Consider the following 18309-nt stretch of genomic DNA (forward strand, 5'->3'; position numbering starts at 1 on the left):
GGCTTCCCGGCGGGGCCGGGAAGCCAGAACTCAAGAGGCCTTGGCGGTCGTCTTGTCGCCCTTCTTCTCCTCGGCGGCGGCAGCCGGCTTCGGAGCGGGCTTGGCGGCCTCGTAGAACTCCTCGCGGGGGTTCTCCATGGCGCCGAGCGAGGTGATGTCGCGCTTCTGGAACACGTTGAGCGTCCACTCGGCGATCACCCGGACCTTGCGGTTCCAGGTCGGCATGGCCAGACCGTGGTAGCCGCGGTGCATGTACCAGGCGAGGCGGCCCTTGAGCTTGATCTTCATCTTGCCCATGACGATCATCGCGACGCCCTTGTGGAGGCCGAGACCGGCCACCGCACCCTTGTTGGCGTGCTTGTACTCCTTCTGCGGGAAGCCCCGCATACCGGAGACCACGTTGTCGCCGAGCACCTTGGCCTGGCGCATCGCGTGCTGGGCGTTCGGCGGGCACCAGGCGTTCTCGTTGCCGTTGGCGCGGCCGACCAGGTCCGGGACCTGGGCGTTGTCGCCCGCGGCCCAGATGTAGTCGGTGCCCTGCACCTGAAGGGTGGCGGCCGCGTCGACGTGGCCCCGCGGGCCGAGCGGGAGACCGAAGCGCGCGAGCGCCGGGTTCGGCTTGACGCCTGCCGTCCACACGATGGTGTTGGCGTCGACCTCAAGGCCGTTGCTGAGCACCACGTGACCGTCGACGCAGGACGGCATGGTGGTCTTCAGGTAGACCTCGATACCGCGGGACTCCAGGTGCTCCTTGCCGTACTGGCCGAGCTCGGGCCCGACCTCCGGCAGCACCTTGTCGGCGGCGTCGACGAGCACGAAGCGCATGTCCTCGCGCTTCACGTTGTTGTAGAACTTGGCAGCGTCGCGCGCCAGGTCCTCGACCTCGCCGATGGTCTCGGCGCCCGCGAAGCCACCGCCGATGAAGACGAAGGTGAGCGCCTTGCGGCGGATCTCCTCGTCGGTCGTCGACTCGGCCTTGTCGAGCTGCTCGAGCACGTGGTTGCGCAGGCCGATGCCTTCCTCGACACCCTTCATGCCGATGCCCTGCTCGGCCAGGCCGGGGGTCGGGAAGGTGCGGGAGACCGCGCCCATGGCGATGACCAGGTAGTCGAAGGGCAGCTCGTACGCCTCGCCCACGAGCGGGGCGATCGTGGCGACCTTGCGGTCCTGGTCGATGGTGGTGACGCGGCCGGTGAGAATCTCGGCACCCGGCACAGCGCGTCGCAGCGGGACGACGACGTTGCGCGGCGAGATGCTGCCGGCGGCAGTCTCGGGGAGGAAGGGCTGGTACGTCATGTACGAGCGCGGGTCGACGACCGTGACGGTCGCCTCGCCGTACCGCATCTTCTTGAGGATGCGGCGTGCCGCGTACAGGCCTACGTACCCACCGCCTACTACGAGGATCCTGGGACGCTCCGTGGTGCTCATGTCATCGAGTATCCACCCCCACTTGGGGGGTCGCTCGTGAGGGCCTTCACAAGCAGGGAAGAGGGGTCTGCTACACTCCGCGCCTTCGTGATCGACGCCATAGTCACGCGGGGGAACCACAGGGTCTCGCCGAGCGTTGCACACCCCTCCTCATCAGGGCTTGCGGCCCTTTGTGAGGCTGGACCACGCGCCGCATAAGCGTGTCTTTAAGCCCGCCGAAACCGCACATTCCCCGGTGCGCGCTCACAGGTGAGCCCCGAAGGGGCGAGTGCGGGTCGACTTGTTGCCCCATCGGGCGCTTTTTTCATGTGAAGAGTTTCACGAACATTTTCTCCGACACGGCGCGAAGGGGCCCCGGAACGCGTCACTCACGCGCTCCGAAGCCCCTCTCAGCACCTTCCAGAAGCCCTCAGAGGGCCGCTCGGACCAGGCTCCAACCGATCCCGTCGGGCAGTGCCTACGAAGCTCTAATCGAGCTCGTCTGCCACTTTCCAGGCGATCCCGTCAAGGATGTCGTGTTCGGAGACGACGACCTCCTCAGCGCCCGTACGCTCCATGATCGAAAGCAGTACGAGGGCACCCGCGGCGATCACGTCCACCCGGCCCGCGTGCATCACCGGGATCGCCGCGCGCTCGTCGTGCGTGGAGCGCAGCAGCCGCTCGGTGATCTCCCGGACCTTCGTCAGCGGGATCCGGGAGTGGTGGATGGCGGCCGAGTCGTACTCCGGCAGCCCCAGGGCGATCCCGGCGATCGTCGTCACCGATCCCGCCAGCCCCACCAGGGTGTGCGCGCCGTCCAGCGGCACGGCCTCCGCGGCCTTGTCCAGCGCCGCCGCGATGTCCGCCTTTATGGCGGCGATCTGCTCGGTCCCCGGCGGGTCGATGACCTCGCCGTCCCGGACGAGGTGCCGCTCGGTCATCCGGACACAGCCGACGTCCACCGAGCGCGCGGCGCGGACGGAGTCCGAGCCGAGCACGAACTCCGTCGAACCGCCGCCGATGTCCACGACCAGGTAAGGCTTCTCCAAGTCGTCGCGCCCGGTCAGCTCCTTGGTCGCGCCCGTGAAGGAGAACTCCGCCTCCTGGTCACCGGTGATCACCTCGGGCTCGACGCCCAGGATGTCCACCACGCCGCGTACGAAGTCGTCCCGGTTCTCCGCGTCGCGCGAGGCCGAGGTCGCCACGAAGCGCAGCCGCTCCGCGCCCAGCTCCTCGATCACGGCGGCGTACTCCCGGCAGGCCGCGAAGGTCCGCTCCAGCGCCTCCGGCGCCAGCCGGCCCGTACGGTCCACGCCCTGGCCGAGCCGGACGATCTTCATCCGGCGGTCCAGGTCCTTCAGCTCGCCGGTCTCCGGGTCCAGGTCCGCGACGAGCAGACGGATGGAGTTGGTACCGCAGTCGATGGCGGCGACGCGCTTCACTCGGAGGCTCCCTCTTCCTGGTTTCCCTCGTTCCCGCACGGGCTCACACAGGGGCCCTTCCGCCACCACTCCGGCAGCATGGCGATGGCCTCGTCGCCCAGCGGGTTCACGCCGGGCCCCGCCGCCAGCGAATGGCCGACCAGGACGTGCAGGCACTTCACCCGGTCCGGCATGCCGCCCGCGCTCGGGAAGCCCGTCAGCTCCTCGATGGCGTCGCGGCGCCGGATGTAGTCGTCGTGGGCCGCGCGGTAGGCGTCGGCCAGCTCCGGGTCCGTGGCCAGCCGGTCGGTCATCTCCTTCATCACGCCGTTCGCCTCCAGCGTGCCGATCGCGGAGGCCGCGCGCGGGCAGGTGAGGTAGTACAGCGTGGGGAAGGGCGTGCCGTCCTCCAGGCGCGGGGCCGTCTCGACGACGTCCGGGTTGCCGCAGGGGCAGCGGTGCGCGATGGCGCGCAGGCCGCGGGGCGGGCGGCCCAGCTGCTCCCGGAACGCCGCGACGTCCGCGTCGGTGGGCTCGGTGGGCTCGGTCTGGGGAGGCGGCGTGTCCATGCAGGCTTCTCTTGTCGTCAGGGTTGTACGGTCGGCCGCCCCATCATCCCCCGGCGGCGCGCCCTCGCGCGTCGGCGGAGTCCAGGCCGGACCAGATCGCTTCGTACCACGGGCGCTGCACGGCGCCCTGACCGGCGCGCGGCCGGCTCGCGCCGGTCCCGTCCACGACGGTGTAGCCCGTCTCGCCGGGCAGTACGTAGTGCAGGTGGCGGCGGGCCTGCTGGCGCACGTACGCGGGATCCTGCCAGCGGGCCTTCTCCTGGCGCAGCCGCTGCACGGCGTCCTGCGTGGTCTCGGCCTGGCGGCGCTGGTCGTCGATGTCCGAGCGCTGGGAGACGTAGGCCCTTATCGGGTACGCGAGGGCCACGACCAGCGAGCACAGGACGAGCGCGAGCAGCGCGGCGCGGCCGGTGAGCCGGCTGCGGCGCGGGGAGCGCGCGCGGTAGACCCGGGCCGCGGCCTGCTCGCCGAGCGCCTTGAGCCGGGTCGCGGTCGAGAAGCGTTCCGCGGACACCTGCCGCCTCCCCTGCCTCGCCTCGTACATACGTCCCCGGCAACGGTACGGGACCGCTGCCGGGGACGTACGGAAGCCGGGGCTTTCCGGCCGCCGGGGCCGTCAGCACTCAGCCCTTGAGCCGCAGGGCGTCGTCAGCCCTTGCTGTGCTTACTGGTTCGCAGTGCGAAACCGCGGGAACGCGCTACGGCCGGCGTACACCGCGGCGTCGTCGAGGATCTCCTCGATGCGCAGCAGCTGGTTGTACTTGGCGACGCGCTCGGAGCGGGCCGGGGCGCCGGTCTTGATCTGGCCGCAGTTGGTGGCGACGGCCAGGTCGGCGATGGTGACGTCCTCGGTCTCGCCGGAGCGGTGCGACATCATGCACTTGAAGCCGTTGCGCTGGGCCAGCTCGACGGCGTCCAGGGTCTCGGTCAGCGAACCGATCTGGTTGACCTTGACCAGCAGGGCGTTGGCGGAGTTCTCCTCGATGCCACGGGCCAGGCGCTCGGGGTTGGTGACGAACAGGTCGTCGCCCACGAGCTGCACCTTGGAGCCGAGCTTCTCGGTGATGACGTTCCAGCCGGCCCAGTCGTCCTCGAACAGCGGGTCCTCGATGGACACGAGCGGGTACGCGGAGACGAGCTCCTCGTAGTACTCGGTCATCTCGGCGGCCGAGCGCTCCTTGCCCTCGAACTGGTACTTGCCGTCCTTGTAGAACTCGGAGGCGGCGACGTCCAGCGCGAGCGCGATGTCCTGGCCGGGGGCGTAGCCGGCCTCCTTGATGGCCTCCAGGATGAGGTCGAGGGCCTCACGGTTGGAGCCCAGGTTCGGGGCGAAGCCGCCCTCGTCGCCCAGGCCGGTGGCCAGGCCCTTGGCCTTCAGGACCTTCTTGAGGGTGTGGTAGACCTCGGCACCCCAGCGCAGCGCCTCGGAGAAGGACTCCGCGCCGATCGGGGCGATCATGAACTCCTGGATGTCCACGTTGGAGTCGGCGTGCGACCCACCGTTGAGGATGTTCATCATCGGAACGGGCAGCACGTGCGCGTTCGGGCCGCCGAGGTAGCGGAACAGCGGCAGGTCGCTGGCCTCGGACGCGGCGTGCGCGACGGCCAGGGAGACGCCCAGGATCGCGTTGGCGCCCAGGGAGCCCTTGTTGTCGGTGGCGTCCAGGTCGAACATCGCCTGGTCGATGAGGCGCTGCTCGGTGGCGTCGTAGCCGACCAGCTCGGGGCCGATCTGCTCGATCACGGCGAGGACGGCCTTCTCGACGCCCTTGCCGAGGTAACGGTTCGGGTCGCCGTCACGCAGCTCGATGGCCTCGAAGGCGCCGGTGGAGGCGCCGGACGGCACGGCAGCGCGGCCGGTGCTGCCATCGTCGAGGCCGACCTCGACCTCGACCGTGGGGTTGCCTCGCGAGTCGAGGATCTCGCGAGCTACGACGACGTCGATCGACGGCACGTTGTCTCCTTCATGGGTGTCATCTGGAGTTCTGCAACACGAGCCTAACGGCCCGGGGACCGTCCGCCTGCCCCTAGCCCCTTCCGTGAGACGAAAAAGGACCCAAAGGCCCTCAATACGGGAGGTAAGAACCGGTTTTCATGGCGGACATCTCCGCCATAACAGGCACTACGCATCTGAGCGGCGGCCCGCCCGGATGCCTGCACGCCGAAGCCGCCCCGCAAACGTGAAGCCCCGCCGTGACGCGCTCGGGGGCTTCGCGTCGCGGCGGGGCGGTCACACGGGCCGGGCCGCGCGCCGATCGTGCACCGATCGGACGGCGGCCCCGGCCGGGGGCCTGTCGGGACCCGTCAGAGGCGGATCAGACCTCGAGCTTCTGGCCCGGGAAGATCAGGTCGGCGTTGTCACCGACGGTCGACTTGTTGTTCTCGTAGACCGTCTTCCAGTTCTTGCCGTGCGCCTTGGCGATCTTGCCCAGGGTGTCGCCGGACTTCACGGTGTAGTTGCCGTGGCCCTGCTTCGGGGCGGCCTTGGGCTGCACCGGCTGCGGCTTCGGGGCGGCCTGCTGCTTCGGCGCCTCCTGCTTGGGGGCGGCCTGCTGCTTGGGGGCCTCCTGCTTCGGGGCCTGCTGCTGGGCCTGGCCGGAGCCGGTGTCCACCTGCGCGGCCGGGCCACCGGAGGTCAGGCCGCCGGCACCGGCGCAGCCCCAGGCACCCGGGCCCTGCATGGCGAGCAGCTTCTCGGCGGTGGCGATCTGCTGGTCCTTGGTGGCCAGGTCGGCACGCGGCGCGTACTTGGTACCGCCCGCGGCGGCCCAGGACTGGTTGTTGAACTGCAGGCCACCGTAGTAGCCGTTACCGGTGTTGATCGACCAGTTGCCGCCGGACTCGCACTGGGCGACCTTGTCCCAGGTGGCGACCGAGGCGGCGTTGGCGGAACCGGCGGTCATCAGCGGGACGGCCACGGCGGCGCCGGCGACACCGGCGAGCGTGACGACGCGGACGGCCTTCGAGGGGCGGCGGTGCTTGCCCTTGAGCATGGTTGTTCTTCCTCACCGACGCCTGCGAGGTGAGCTGTCGGGTTCGGGCTGTGAGTGGCCCGGCCGGATGCGCTCTCCGCACACCCGGCTTCACCCCAAGCCGCCCGCTGCGTTTCCGCTGCGGTGACGGCACTTACCTTGGGTCCCCCGCTCCTGCCTACGGCGCTTGCGCGACGGTTGTCCGACCGATCACCGGCAGGATTCGGCGAATGATCGGCGGGCTCGCTTGGTGCGAGCGGTGAAGAACGTAAACACACACCCCTCGCCGGTTCAAACCACCCTTTCGTAGGACAGTTGACCGTTTTCGATCATCGAAACCATCCGTTTGCGCAGGTCGAACACGGTATGGAAACAACGGACACGGCGGACGGAAACGCTCCGGGACGAGACCCATGTCTCACTTTCCCCAATTGGGTACAACCCGGCCGCACTTATGCCGCCCGCCCCCTGCGTCACTTCCCCAGATCGAGCCGCTGACCAGGGTGGATAAGGTCCGGATCGGTCCCGATGACGCCCTCGTTGGCGTCGTACAGGCCGGTCCAGCCCCCGGTCAGCCCGCGCTCCTCGGCGATCGCGGACAGGCTGTCGCCGGGCCGCACCGTGTACGTGTCGTCACCACCCGAGGTACCGCGGTGCGCGTCACCGCCGCGCGAGGCGTGCCGCCCCGCGGAACGGCCGTCCTTCCCCTTGCCGTCCGCCTTCTCGCCCGCACCGTCGCCCGCCGAACCGCGGTGGCGGCCGGTACCGGGCGCCGAGGAGTCGCCGGAGGGCGTGGACGCGTCACCGGAGGGCCGGCCGGCGGAGTCCGCACCGGAACCCTCATCGGCGTCCCCGGCGCCCTTGTCCGTGGCGTCGCCGGACGGCTTCGAGGTGGCGTCGCCGGACGGCTCGGCGTCGGGCTCGTCCGCAGGCGGAGTCGTGGCCTTGCCGGACGGCTCGGCCGTGGCGCCGTCGGACGGCTCGGAGGAGGCGTCGCCGGACGGCTGCGCCGTGTCGTCACCGTCCTCGTCGCCCGCACCGGCGGACGGGCCGCCGGAGGCGTCGTCGCCGGACTCCGAGGGCTGCGGGTCGGGCGTCTCCGACCCGCCCGGGTCCACGTCGGGTATCAGGCCGTCCAAGTCCAGCCGGGCGTTGACGGCACAGCTGGGCCAGGCGTCCGGGCCGCGGTCGTTCAGGATCGACTCGGCGACCGCGATCTGCTGGGAGCGGCTGGCGAGGTCCGGGCGCTCGGCGTAGGACTCGCCGCCGTAGTCCCGCCACATCTGGAGGGTCAGCTGGAGCCCGCCGTAGAAGCCGTTGCCGGCGTTCGCGCTCCACATGCCGCCGCTCTCGCACATCGCGACGCGGTCCCAGGTGGCGGTGTCGGCGGCCTGCGCGCCGCCCGCCGTCAGCAGCGGCAGGGCCAGGCCTGCACCCGTGACGGAGGCCGCCACCAGGAGGGCGGGGGCCTGGCGGGGGCGGCGGTGTCTACCGGTGCCGGAGCGCATGCGAGTGCCTTTCGAGCGGCGGCTTGAGTTGTCGCACGCAAGGTAGCGGGGGCCCGGTCCGGTCTCAAGCCGGTGTAGCGGAGATCACGCGTAGATCACGCCGCTGACGCCACGTCAGCTCAGGCTCCGTTCCGCACCCTTGTCTCGTTCCGGTACCTGCGGGAATGCCCGTTCTGACGCCCCGTCCGAAGCACCCGCCCCTTCCGGCGTGAACCGCACCGGCAGCGCCCGGAGGCCCCGCATGATCAGGCCGCCACGCCACCGCAAATCGTCCGGATCCGCAGCCGCCTCCAGATCGGGCAGCCGGGTCAGCAGGGTCGCCAGCGCCGTACGGCCTTCGAGGCGGGCCAGCGGCGCGCCCAGGCAGTAGTGGATGCCGTGCCCGTACCCGAGGTGCTGGTTGTCGCGGCGCCCGAGGTCCAGCGTGTCCGGCTCCTCGAAGCGCTCCGGGTCCCGGTCCGCGGCCGCCAGCACGACCAGTACGGGGTCGCCCGCGGCCACCGTCTGCCCGCCGATGGTCAGCTCCTCCGTCGCGAACCGCCAGGTCGCCAGCTCCACCGGCCCGTCGTAGCGCAGCAGTTCCTCGACGCCGGTCGCGAGCAGTTCCTCGTCGCCCGCGGCCAGCGCGGCCTGCAGCCGCGCCCGCTGCTCGGGGTTGCGCAGCAGCGCGTACGTGCCGTTCCCGATCAGGTTGACCGTCGTCTCGAACCCGGCGAAGAGCAGGATGAACGCCATCGCCGCCGCCTCGTTCTCGGTGAGGTGCTCGCCGTGGTCGGAGGCCCGGATGAGGGCCGAGATCAGATCCTCGTCCCCGGTCTCCTCGGCCGTGAGCGACTCCCGCTTGCGGTGGATCAAGTCGGCCAGATACGCACGCATCTTCTTCACGGACCGGGCGACCCCGCCGCGCGGCCCCCCGCCGTGCCGGATCATCATCCCGGCCCAGTCCCGGAAGTCGTCCTGGTCCTCGCGCGGCACGCCCAGCAGGTCGCAGATCGCGTAGATGGGGAGCGGGAAGGCGAACTCATGGATGAGGTCGGCCTCGCCGCGCGCCGCGAAGCCGTCGATCAGCTGGTCGGTCAGCTCCTGCACGCGCGGCGCGAACCGGGCCACCGTGCGCGGGGTGAACGCCTTGGCGACGAGGCGGCGCAGCCGGGTGTGGTCCGGCGGGTCGATGTTGAGCAGGTGCGTCATCAGGTTGGCGCTGCGCTCGCCGGGGATGCCGACCTTGCCCTTGCCGTGCGCGGCCTCGCTGTGGTGCTGCGGGTTCTTCGACAGCCGGGGGTCGGCCAGCGCCTCGCGCGCGTCGGCGTAGCGGGTGACCAGCCACGCCTCGACGCCGCTGGGCAGCGTGGTCCTGCGCACCGGCGCGTGCTCCCGGAGCCAGGCGTACGCGGGATACGGATCGGCGGCGAACTCCCAGGTGAAGAGTTCGGGACAGGCGGAGGCGGAGGAGTCGTGCACCCGTCGACCGTATCCGGTCGACCGTTGTCCGGACCGGCCTCGGCTCCTAGCCCGCCCGCTCCGCCGCCACGATCGCGTCCCGGTACGTACGCGCCGCCGCCCGCAAGGCGGTTTCCGGGTCGGTGCCCTCTTCCTGGGCCCGCGCTGCCAGCGCCAGCAGTTCGTAGCCGATGCCCTCGCCCGTGACCGGCACGTCGAGGCCGGCGGTACGGGCCCGGGAGGCCAGCTTCGCGGCCAGCGCCAGGGCCGGCTGCCCCAGCGGCACGCCCTCCGTCACGGACTCCCGCTGCTTCTCCTCTGCCTTGGTCCGCAGCCAGTGGGCCCGGACGTCCTCCGGCGTCGCGGCCTCCTCGTCGCCGAAGACATGCGGGTGCCGGTTGATCAGCTTGTCGACGATGAGGCCCGCGACGTCGTCGACGGAGAACGGCTCGTCGGGGTCGTCCTGCGCGATCCGGGAGTGGAAGACGACCTGGAGCAGCACATCGCCCAGCTCCTCGGCCAGCGCCTCCCGGTCGCCCTCCTCGATCGCCTCGACCAGCTCGTACATCTCCTCCAGGCCGTACTTCGCCAGGTCCTCGTGGGTCCGGACACCGCTCCACGGGCAGGCGACCCGGATCCGGTCCATGACCTGTACGAGGTCCAGCAGCCGGGCGCCGGGCAGGTCGTACGAACCGGGCAGCAGCTCCAGGTCGGGCATCGCCTCGCGCCCCGAACCGGCGAGGCGGGCGAGCCCGTCGGTCAGCGCGCTCTCCCCGGCGGCCGAGGTCAGCACGACGGCCGTGCGCCCGCCGGCCACGCAGTAGTCGACCAGCTCGCGGGCGGTGGGTTCGGCGGTCTCGGCCGCGATGCCCGCCTCGGCGAGGTAGGGCAGCTGCGGGTGGTCGGGGTCGCCGCACAGCACGCGGTCGGCGGCGCGCAGCGTCTGCCACGCGGGCCAGGACAGCAGGCCGGGTGCGACCCGGTGGCTGGTGGTGAGCAGGACCAGGCGGCCGGTGGCGGAAGCGTTCACCCGTCGAACGTAACGCACCGCCGGACCGGAGGCGGCGGCAGGCCGGGCCTGCCGCCCCGGTCTCAGACCTGCTGCTTCTGCTCCGTACGCACCCACGGGGTCTTCGCCTCGCCGAGCATGACCTGGCGGTCGTTCCACTTGCCGAAGCGCGGGTTCACGTCGATGCCGAGGTCGCGCGAGCTCTTGGCCAGTGCCTCGGCGAGCTTCTGCTGCCCCTGCGGCGTCTGGCGGTTCACGCCGAGCTTCTTCGCGATCCCGTCCATCAGGATCTGGTTGCGGGCCATGCCGTCGATCTCGCCCGGCGCGATGGCCTGCTGGAGCGACATCGCCTTCAGCCGCTCGGCGCCGCCGGCCCGCCGCTCGGCGGTGTTCCGCCACTTCTGCACGTCGGACCGGCTGGCCTCGACGCCGGCGTCCTTCGCGCCGCGTGCCAGCACCCGGTCGAAGATCATGCTGTTGAGCATGGTCACACTGAGCCGTCCGGTGTTCTGGATCATCTGCGCGCCCTGCGGGGCGCCCTCCTGGGCGGTACGGACGTTCTTCACCCGCGCCTGGAGCTGCGCCACGGTGATCCGCTCGCCCCCTACGACGGCCGCGGCACCGGGGTGCGCGTCGCTGCCGCAGGCGGACAGGAGCGGGGCCGCCACGAGCGCGGCGGCGGAAACGGCGAGCGCAGTCCTACGGCGGAGCATTCGGCCTCCCGGCGAAGATCATGAACGCAGCGGGGGGCCTTCAGCACCTCGCGGGCGTATCAGTCCTGGCGTTGATCGATGGTATGGAGTCCGCGCGGTGCGGACCAGCAATTCGACCAACGATTGCGGCACTTTTGTGTTTCGTACCCCGCGTCCGGCAGGTGTCCGCGTGTACGAGGGGCACCGCGGCCGACAGGTGTCCCCGTCTCCGGAGGGCGCCGCGTCCGGCGTCACCGCCCCGTTCAGCGGACGCGAGCCAGCCACTCCAGGGTGCGGCGCACCTCGGCCGGGAACGCGTGGTGCGCGCCGTGCACCCGCTCCGCGTCGTACAGCAGCCGGGCGAGTGTCTCCTGCGCCGCGCCGCGCTCGCCGAGCGCCAGCAGCAGATGGCCGATGGAACGGCGTATCTCCAGTGGGCGTACGGGGTCCTCGGGCGCCGCTTCGAAGTGCGGCAGCAGTGTGCGGTACTCCTCCAGGGCGGCCGCGGCCTCGCCCAGCTGCTCCAGGCACTGGGCGGCCTCGAAGCGGAACTGCAGCGCCTGGCGGCCCGCGCGCGGACCGGAGTCGCGCACGAACTCCTCCGCCAGCAGCCGTAGTTCCGGCAGCGCGCGGCGGTACTGCCCGTCGTCCATGAGCGTGGCGGCGTACTGCTTGCGCAGGGTACGGACGACCGGTGAGTGCGCGCCGTGCCGTGCGGCCGCGGCCGGCAGGATGCCGCCGAGGATGTCCACGGCCTGGGTGATCCGCCCGTGGTCGAGCAGCCGCTTGACCTCCTCGACGGCGGCGGCGACGTCCACGGTGGCGGCGCCCGGCCCGCCGGACACGGCCGCGGGGGCGGGGGCAGGGACGGGGACAGGAGCGGGCGCCGGTCCGGAGGTGCGCGGGTCCGTGTCCACGGCCATCGGGGGCGGGACGGCGGCGGCAGCGACGACCGGGGCGAACGGCACGGGGACGGCGGTGGCCGGCGGCGCGGGCGGGGCGAGTGGGTACGCCTCGGCCGGGGCCTCGTCCGCTGCCGTGCGCGGTGCCGGTACGGCTGCGCTCGGCGCCGGTACGGGCGGGACCGCCGTCGCCACGGCCGTGTCCGCCGCCCGGGGCGCGCCCGGCGGGCGGCCCGCCCGTCCCGGCCATGGTGCGTGCGGCAGCAGGAAGGGCCGGGTCGGGTCCATGGGCGCGACGGGCAGCGGCAGCCCGCCGGCCCTCTCACCCCCTCCGGCCCCGGCTCCCGCGCCCGCGCGGGGCAGGAGAGGAGCCAGCGTTCGGTACACCTCCTGCGCGTCGGCCGGGCGGTGCTCGGGGTCCTTGGCCAGCAGTCGCAGCACGAGCGCCTCCAGCTCCGCCGGGACGTCGGCCCGCAGTTGCCGCACCGGAACCGGCTGCTCGTACAGATGCCGGTGCAGCACGCCGAGCGCCGTGGAACCGGCGAACGGCACGGAACCGCTGAGCAGTTCGTGCAGCAGCACCCCGAGCGCGTACAGGTCGGTGTACGGGCCGACCGTGCCGCCCATGGCCTGTTCGGGCGCCATGTAGGCGGGGCTGCCGATGGGCGAGCCGGTGTGGGTGAGGCGGGTGGTGTCGGTGTCCAGCGCCGAGGCGATGCCGAGATCCAGGACGGTGACCGTGCCGTCCGCCTTGACCATGACATTCCGGGGCTTGAGGTCGCGGTGCACGATCGGTACCGCGTGCACGGACGCCAGCACCGCGCAGAGCTGGGCGGCCACGCACACCGCCCAGGTCCAGGGGTACGGGTCGTGCTCGGCGAGGTGGTCCGCCAGGTCGGCCCCCTCCACGTACTGCATGACCAGGTACAGGTCGTCGCCGTCGCTGCCCGCGTCGTGCACGGTGACCAGGCCCGGGTGGTCGACCTGCGCGGTCACCCGGCACTCGCGCGCGAAGCGGTGGCGCAGCTCCTCGGCGTCCGGGGCACCGGCCAGCCGGTCGGGGCGAAGCAGTTTGACGCCGACGCGGCGGTCCAGACGGCGGTCGTAGGCGATCCAGACCTGGCCCATGCCGCCCTGGCCGAGCAGTGCGGAGAGTTCGTACCGCCCGGCGATGACTCTGCCGTTCACGGCCTCCCCTCCTCGTACGGCCCCTGCCCCCTACGGCCGTCACCCGGGGAGCCGTCGCTCCGCCGGAGGTAGTCGCTCAGCTCGTCCAGTTCGGCCCGCACCTGCTCGATGCGCTGCGGCCGGGCCGGAGCGGCGTACCCGGTTGCCGGGGCGGCCGCCGGAGCGGCGTATCCGGCCGGTGTGTTCGGGGCTGCCGTTGCGCCCGGGCCGCCGGGTGCTCCGTACGGAGCTGTGCCGTACGCCGGGGCTCCGTACGCCGGTGTCCCGTACGCCGGGGCGCCGTGGGCGGGGATGCCGTACGCGGGCGCGCCGTACGGAGGCGCTCCGTGCGCCTGCGTGGTCCGGCTGTGGTCGGGCGGGTACGCCGCGAGGGAGCGGGCGCGGGCGCGGATGTCGACGACGAGGTAGTACGCGACGGCGGCGGCCATCTGAACGAGGATCACCGCCATCGCGGCGTCCCCGCGCCAGTCGCTCTCGGGCACCGAACCGAGCACGGCAAACAGGGGCATGACCAGGCCCGCGTCCACGCCGAAGAGCCACCAGGCGACCGGCCGCCGGTACACCAGCGCGGCGCGCAGCAGCGCCACCCAGGCGAGCATGCCGAGGCTGAGCACGGCGACGCCCACGAGGACCACCCGGAGCAGCACGGCCGTACCGAGCCGGAGGGGGCGGGGCGGCGGCGGAGCCGGGGCTGGGCCGTGCATTGCTGCTCCTGGTCGGTATGGCCGTCGTGGCGGTTGTTTTCGAGCGTATATACCGACACCGACAGTGCCGCCGGGGTTGTACGGATCCGCATCGCGGTCCGGTCACAACCGCCGCCCGGCCGCCGGACGGAGCCGCCGAGTGCCCGGAGCGCCCTGCCCCGAAACCCGCCGCGGCCTCACCCCGGGGGCAGGGAACCGTCCGTGAGGCCGTCGTACAGGCCCTGTGTCAGCCGCTCGCCCAGGCGGGCCGAGTCCCGCAGCGCTTCCTCGAAGGCGGCGAGCGCCCGGAAGCGTTCGCCGTACGCGCGCTGCTCGGCCGGGGGCAGCCGGGGCAGTTGGAGGCGGCGGACGTCGAGCCGGGTGGCGGTGGAGGCGTAGCTGCTGGCCTGGCGGTTGTTGGCGGTGCCGCGCAGGAACCCGGACAGGAACCACGGGTCCAGCGCGGCCGGGTCGGGCCGCAGCAGGAAGAGGTTCCGGCCGAGCGCCGCGCCTTCGGTGGCGGCGTCGACGACCCGGGCGATGGCCCCGCCGCCCAGCACGGGCACGACGACGTCGCCCGCGCGGAGGAGGACGGGCTCCTCGGGGGCGTCGCCGGTGCCCGGTTCTGGGAGGGTGCCGGAGGGCGGCGTGCCGCCGATGACGTCGTGCTCGGTGAGCTGGACGGGGCCCTCGCCCGGCGCCGCGGTGCCGGGCCCGCCGGCCCGCAGCAGCAGCGCGCCGGCCCGGGCCAGCTCGCCGACGGTGGTCAGCGGCCAGCGCGCGGGCGCCGCCCGGCCGGCGGGGGCGGGGGCCGGGGCGAGGTCGGCCGTACGGGCGAGGGCCGCGGTCAGCTCCTCGTGCGCGCGGGCCAGTTCGGCGGGGCCGCCGGCCGCGGCGGGCGGCGGGAGGTGCCGGGCGGGGGCGAGGTCGACGTCGTCGTCGAGCAGGTCGATGGCGGCCAGCGAGCGCCGTACGCCCGGCCGTTCCTCGATGCCGCCCTCGTGATCGAAGGCCCGCCAGGCGTCCAGGATCGTGCCGCGCACCGTCTGCCAGTCGAGCTTGTCGCGGCCGCCCGGGGCCAGTTCGGCGGTGTCGACGACGAGGAGGTGCGGGGCGGGCGGCGGCGCGCTGCCCGGCCGGTGCAGCACCCAGAGGTGCAGCGGGATGCCGTACGGCGGGGCCGCGCCGGCGGGCAGGGCGATGACCGCCCGCAGCGCGCCGCGGCGCAGGAGGTCGGCGCGGATACGGCGGCCGGAGCGGCGGGAGGCGGCGGCGGGCGGCATGAGCAGGACGGCCGTACCGCCGTCCCGGAGACGGGCCAGGGCGTGCTGGACCCAGGCGAGCTCCGATTCCGTACGGGCGGGGAAGCCGTACTCCCAGCGGGGGTCGTAGGCGAGGGTGTCGTGTCCCCAGTTGCGCTCATTGAAGGGCGGGTGGCTGAGGACGGCGTCGACCGCCAGGTCGGGGAAGGCGTCGGCGCGCAGGGTGTCGGCGGCCTGCACCCGGACCTGGGTCTCCGGTGCTTGCAGGGCCAGGCGGAGGGCGGTGAGGGCGGCGAGATCGGCGTCGGACTCCTGCCCGTACAGCGCGGCGGGTCCCCGCGGCACCCCGACTCCGCCGCGGTCCGCTCCGCCCGTACCGGGTGGGGTGTGTCCCTCGCCGAGGGGCGCCGCGTCGTCCGGGCCGCCCCCGGCGGCGGGCTCCCGCAAGGGGTACAGCAGCGTGCCGGTGCCCGCCGCCGGGTCGAGGACGGCCGCGGCGGGACCGGCCAGCTCGGCCATGAGGGCGGCGAGGCCCGGCGGGGTGAGGGTGTACTGCCGGGGGTTGGCGTCCAGGTGGCGGCCGAGCAGGAACTCGTAGGCGTGCGGCGCGCCTTCGGCCTCCTCGGCCAGCTCCGCAGCCGCCCGCACCAGGGCGCTGGAGGGGGCGAGGGCCTCGCGGGTGAGGCCGGTGACGGGGTGCGCGGGGCCCAGCCGGGCGGTCAGGACGGCGTCCAGGGCCGGCGGCAGCAGGCCGGTCAGCTCGGCGTCGTCTCCGGCCTTGGCCAGCCCGCGCCAGACGGCGGGGCGGTCGCGTACGAGGAGGAGGACGGCGCCGACGTGCCGCAGCGCGACGGCGGCACCGGCCGGGTGGCCCGCGACCTGCTGCCACACCCGCTCGCGCAGCGGGACTTCGGCGAGCTTGCCCTGATCGCGCAGCCACTGCTCGACGGCGGTCAGCGCGAAGGCGGGGCTGGCCTCCGTCCCGCCGACCGGTTTGGGGAAGTCGGCGTGGCGGCGGCGCCAGTTGCTGACCGCGGCCCGTCCCACGCCGGCCAGGCGCGCGATGCCCGCAGCGGTCACCTCCGCCGCGACCGCGGCTTCCAGCGGGGTCCCCGCCGGGGTCTCCGGTGTTGCGTTGTCCGGCACCTGACTGGCTCCCGTCCCGTCGCTCCGTCGCGCGCTGTGACGCCTGTGTCAGCGAGCATACCCATGACGCCACCGCCAACCCCTTCACGGCGTGAATACACACTTTCCCGTGAATCGTGTTGACTCGATTCACAGCCTCTGGTGTTATTGAGTCATCGCGGTACCTGCTCCACCTTTCTCGGCTTTCTCCGCTCTCTGCGTTTTTCTCCTCTTTCTCCTTCAGGTCGCTTCGCCAGAACCGATCGAGACTCCCGGAAGGGACCCACAGCCATGTCCCAGCAGATGCAGTTCCCGCCCGGTCCGCCGGCTCCGATGGGCGCCCCGGCGCCGCAGACCGCGCGCAACGGTCTGGGCGTCGCGGCCCTCGTGCTCGGCGTGATCGGCGTGCTCTCCGGCCTGATACCGCTGCTGTTCTGGCTCGCCGGCACGCTCGGTCTGCTGGCCCTGATCTTCGGCCTGGTCGGCCGCGGCCGCGTCAAGCGCGGTCAGGCCACCAATAAGGGGGTCGCGCTCGCGGGCCTGCTGCTGGGCATCGCCGCGATGGTGGTGGCGGTGATCGGCGCCGTGATCACCTTCACCGCGGTCAAGGGCGCGGTGGACGAGATCAACAAGTCGCTGGAGACGTCCACGGCGCAGCCGAAGACCGGCACGAAGGGGGAGGACGCTGCCGACACCGAGGGCGGTGCGAGCGGCTCGGACGGCGAGGCGCTGCACGCCGGTGACACCGCCGAGTACGACAGCGGCCTGAGCGTCACGGTCTCCAAGGCCACGTCGTACAGCCCCGACGACTTCGCCGTCGGCCACAAGGGCAGCAACAAGGCCTACAAGATCACCGTGCAGCTGGAGAACAAGGGCAAGGAGAAGTTCGACAGCACGCTGACCCTGGTCGAGGCGCGGGCCGGCGAGGACGGCAAGGACGCCGAGCAGATATTCGACGGCTCGGTCGGCAAGGGCTTCACCGGCAAGATCCTGCCGGGCAAGTCGGCATCCGTGGAGTTCGCCTTCGACACCCCGGCCACCGCGAAGAACCTCGACGTCGAGGTGGCGCCGGGCCTGGAGCTCGACGCGGCCCAGTGGGAGCTGAAGCTGTAACCCCCGGAGCAGTTCCGCGACGGGGCCCGGCCGCCACGGCCGGGCCCCGGTGCGTTCCCCCACTTCATGGGGAAGCGGGGTGAGGCCCCTCTTGCGCAGGGACGCGGGGCGAGGCCGCACGCCGGCACCCGCCCGCCGCGCGGCTGCGGGCCGGGGCCGCTACTTGGCGCCGCTCCTTCGCGCGGAGGGGGACGCTCCTTCGCGCGGAAAGGGGACGTTACTTCGCGTGGAAGCGGGGTGGGGCCGCGGTGGGGTTGCCGCCGGTGGGCAGCCGCTCGGCCGGGCAGGTGCGCAGGACCTTGCCCATCGCCGCCTTCTCCGCCCGGGTGACCCACAGGCCGTACTTCTTCTTCACCGCGACCTGGTGGGCGACGTAGTCGCAGCGGTAGCTCTTGGCGGCCGGCAGCCAGGTGGCCGCGTCGCCGTCGCTCTTCTGCCGGTTGGCGGAGGCACCGACCGCGATGAGGTTCAGCGGATCGTTGGCCAGCGCGATCCGCTTGGCGGCCGGCCACTGACCGGCGCCCTTCTGCCACGCGTCCGACAGCGCCACCACATGGTCGATGTCGACCAGGCTGTCGCCGCGCCGGAAGAACACCCGCTGCCCCGTGTACGGATCCTTGGTCAGCTCGCCCGAGGCCACCTTGCAGTGCCCGTCCTGGAAGCGCACCCGCGTCAGGTCGCGCTTGAGGATGTCCTCGCGCGTCGGGCAGCCGTTGCTGTCGGTGTCGGCCCAGGCGGTACCGAACCGCTCCCGCTCGTAGCCGGTCTTCGGGGCGCGGCCCTTGACCGTCAGCGAGCCGAGCCCCGACAGCGCGCTGCCCGGTTCGCCGGTCGCCGAGGGAACGTCCGGGCTTCCCCGTCCGTCTCCTTGGGGAGAGCCGCCCGACGGGGTGCAGCCGGCCAGGGCGAGCGTCGCGGCCAGGGCGGCAGCGGGGAGCGCGGCGCGGCGCAGGGGAAGCGCGGACCGTATCAAGGGGGCATCCAATCTTCGGTTGAGGCAGGGCGGGCGGCGGCGCAT

The 18309-nt window shown here is 72.7% G+C and carries 15 protein-coding genes and 1 riboswitch; of the genes, 1 reads left to right on the forward strand and 14 read right to left on the reverse strand.

The window, feature by feature from the left end; genetic code table 11:
• Positions 1–30: 30 nt before the first annotated feature.
• From ACIGQF_RS13140 to ACIGQF_RS13200, 13 genes are all read right to left on the reverse strand, one after another.
• Positions 31–1428 carry an NAD(P)/FAD-dependent oxidoreductase gene (locus ACIGQF_RS13140; RefSeq protein ID WP_399709071.1) on the reverse strand — a complete coding sequence of 466 codons (1398 nt, stop codon included), beginning with the start codon at positions 1426–1428 and terminating at the stop codon, positions 31–33.
• Positions 1429–1895: 467 nt separating this feature from the next.
• Complete coding sequence (locus tag ACIGQF_RS13145) at positions 1896–2849, reverse strand: exopolyphosphatase (RefSeq protein WP_399709074.1); 954 nt, start codon at positions 2847–2849, stop codon at positions 1896–1898.
• Positions 2846–3397 (reverse strand): DUF501 domain-containing protein, encoded by a 552-nt coding sequence (locus ACIGQF_RS13150; protein ID WP_399709077.1) that lies wholly within the window; start codon positions 3395–3397, stop codon positions 2846–2848. The genes ACIGQF_RS13145 and ACIGQF_RS13150 overlap by 4 nt, the downstream gene beginning before the upstream one ends.
• Before the next feature lie 43 nt (positions 3398–3440).
• Positions 3441–3911, reverse strand: a complete 471-nt coding sequence (locus ACIGQF_RS13155; protein WP_399709080.1) for a septum formation initiator family protein — start codon at positions 3909–3911, stop codon at positions 3441–3443.
• Positions 3912–4061: 150 nt separating this feature from the next.
• On the reverse strand, positions 4062–5351 hold the full coding sequence (eno, locus tag ACIGQF_RS13160) for a phosphopyruvate hydratase (protein WP_399709084.1): 1290 nt from the start codon (positions 5349–5351) through the stop codon (positions 4062–4064).
• 361 nt (positions 5352–5712) lie between these two features.
• Positions 5713–6390 carry a transglycosylase family protein gene (locus tag ACIGQF_RS13165; protein WP_399709087.1) on the reverse strand — a complete coding sequence of 226 codons (678 nt, stop codon included), beginning with the start codon at positions 6388–6390 and terminating at the stop codon, positions 5713–5715.
• A 4-nt stretch (positions 6391–6394) separates the two neighbouring features.
• A riboswitch (cyclic di-AMP (ydaO/yuaA leader) is annotated at positions 6395–6608 on the reverse strand.
• A 234-nt stretch (positions 6609–6842) separates the two neighbouring features.
• On the reverse strand, positions 6843–7823 hold the full coding sequence (locus tag ACIGQF_RS13170; RefSeq protein WP_399709091.1) for a transglycosylase family protein: 981 nt from the start codon (positions 7821–7823) through the stop codon (positions 6843–6845).
• 168 nt (positions 7824–7991) lie between these two features.
• Complete coding sequence (locus ACIGQF_RS13175) at positions 7992–9338, reverse strand: cytochrome P450 (RefSeq protein ID WP_399709094.1); 1347 nt, start codon at positions 9336–9338, stop codon at positions 7992–7994.
• 46 nt (positions 9339–9384) lie between these two features.
• Positions 9385–10347, reverse strand: coding sequence for a nucleoside triphosphate pyrophosphohydrolase (locus ACIGQF_RS13180; protein WP_399709097.1), 963 nt, complete (start codon positions 10345–10347; stop codon positions 9385–9387).
• A 62-nt stretch (positions 10348–10409) separates the two neighbouring features.
• Positions 10410–11039, reverse strand: coding sequence for a SurA N-terminal domain-containing protein (locus ACIGQF_RS13185; RefSeq protein ID WP_399709100.1), 630 nt, complete (start codon positions 11037–11039; stop codon positions 10410–10412).
• Positions 11040–11281: 242 nt separating this feature from the next.
• On the reverse strand, positions 11282–13108 hold the full coding sequence (locus ACIGQF_RS13190) for a protein kinase (RefSeq protein ID WP_399709103.1): 1827 nt from the start codon (positions 13106–13108) through the stop codon (positions 11282–11284).
• Complete coding sequence (locus ACIGQF_RS13195; RefSeq protein ID WP_399709107.1) at positions 13105–13812, reverse strand: hypothetical protein; 708 nt, start codon at positions 13810–13812, stop codon at positions 13105–13107. The genes ACIGQF_RS13190 and ACIGQF_RS13195 overlap by 4 nt, the downstream gene beginning before the upstream one ends.
• Before the next feature lie 176 nt (positions 13813–13988).
• Positions 13989–16199, reverse strand: a complete 2211-nt coding sequence (locus ACIGQF_RS13200; protein WP_399709111.1) for an N-6 DNA methylase — start codon at positions 16197–16199, stop codon at positions 13989–13991.
• Positions 16200–16469: 270 nt separating this feature from the next.
• Between ACIGQF_RS13200 and ACIGQF_RS13205 the strand changes: the two genes are divergently transcribed.
• The gene (locus ACIGQF_RS13205) at positions 16470–17291 is read left to right on the forward strand and encodes a DUF4190 domain-containing protein (RefSeq protein WP_399709114.1); all 822 of its coding nucleotides are present in this window, start codon (positions 16470–16472) and stop codon (positions 17289–17291) included.
• A gap of 217 nt (positions 17292–17508) precedes the next feature.
• Here the strand turns inward: ACIGQF_RS13205 and ACIGQF_RS13210 are convergent, their stop codons facing one another.
• Entirely contained in the window at positions 17509–18264 is a 756-nt protein-coding gene (locus ACIGQF_RS13210; protein ID WP_399709118.1) for an HNH endonuclease family protein, read from the reverse strand.
• Between the last annotated feature and the right edge of the window lie 45 nt (positions 18265–18309).

Source organism: Streptomyces sp. NPDC053560, from assembly GCF_044544605.1.
In the GTDB taxonomy this organism is placed as follows: Bacteria; Actinomycetota; Actinomycetes; order Streptomycetales; family Streptomycetaceae; genus Streptomyces.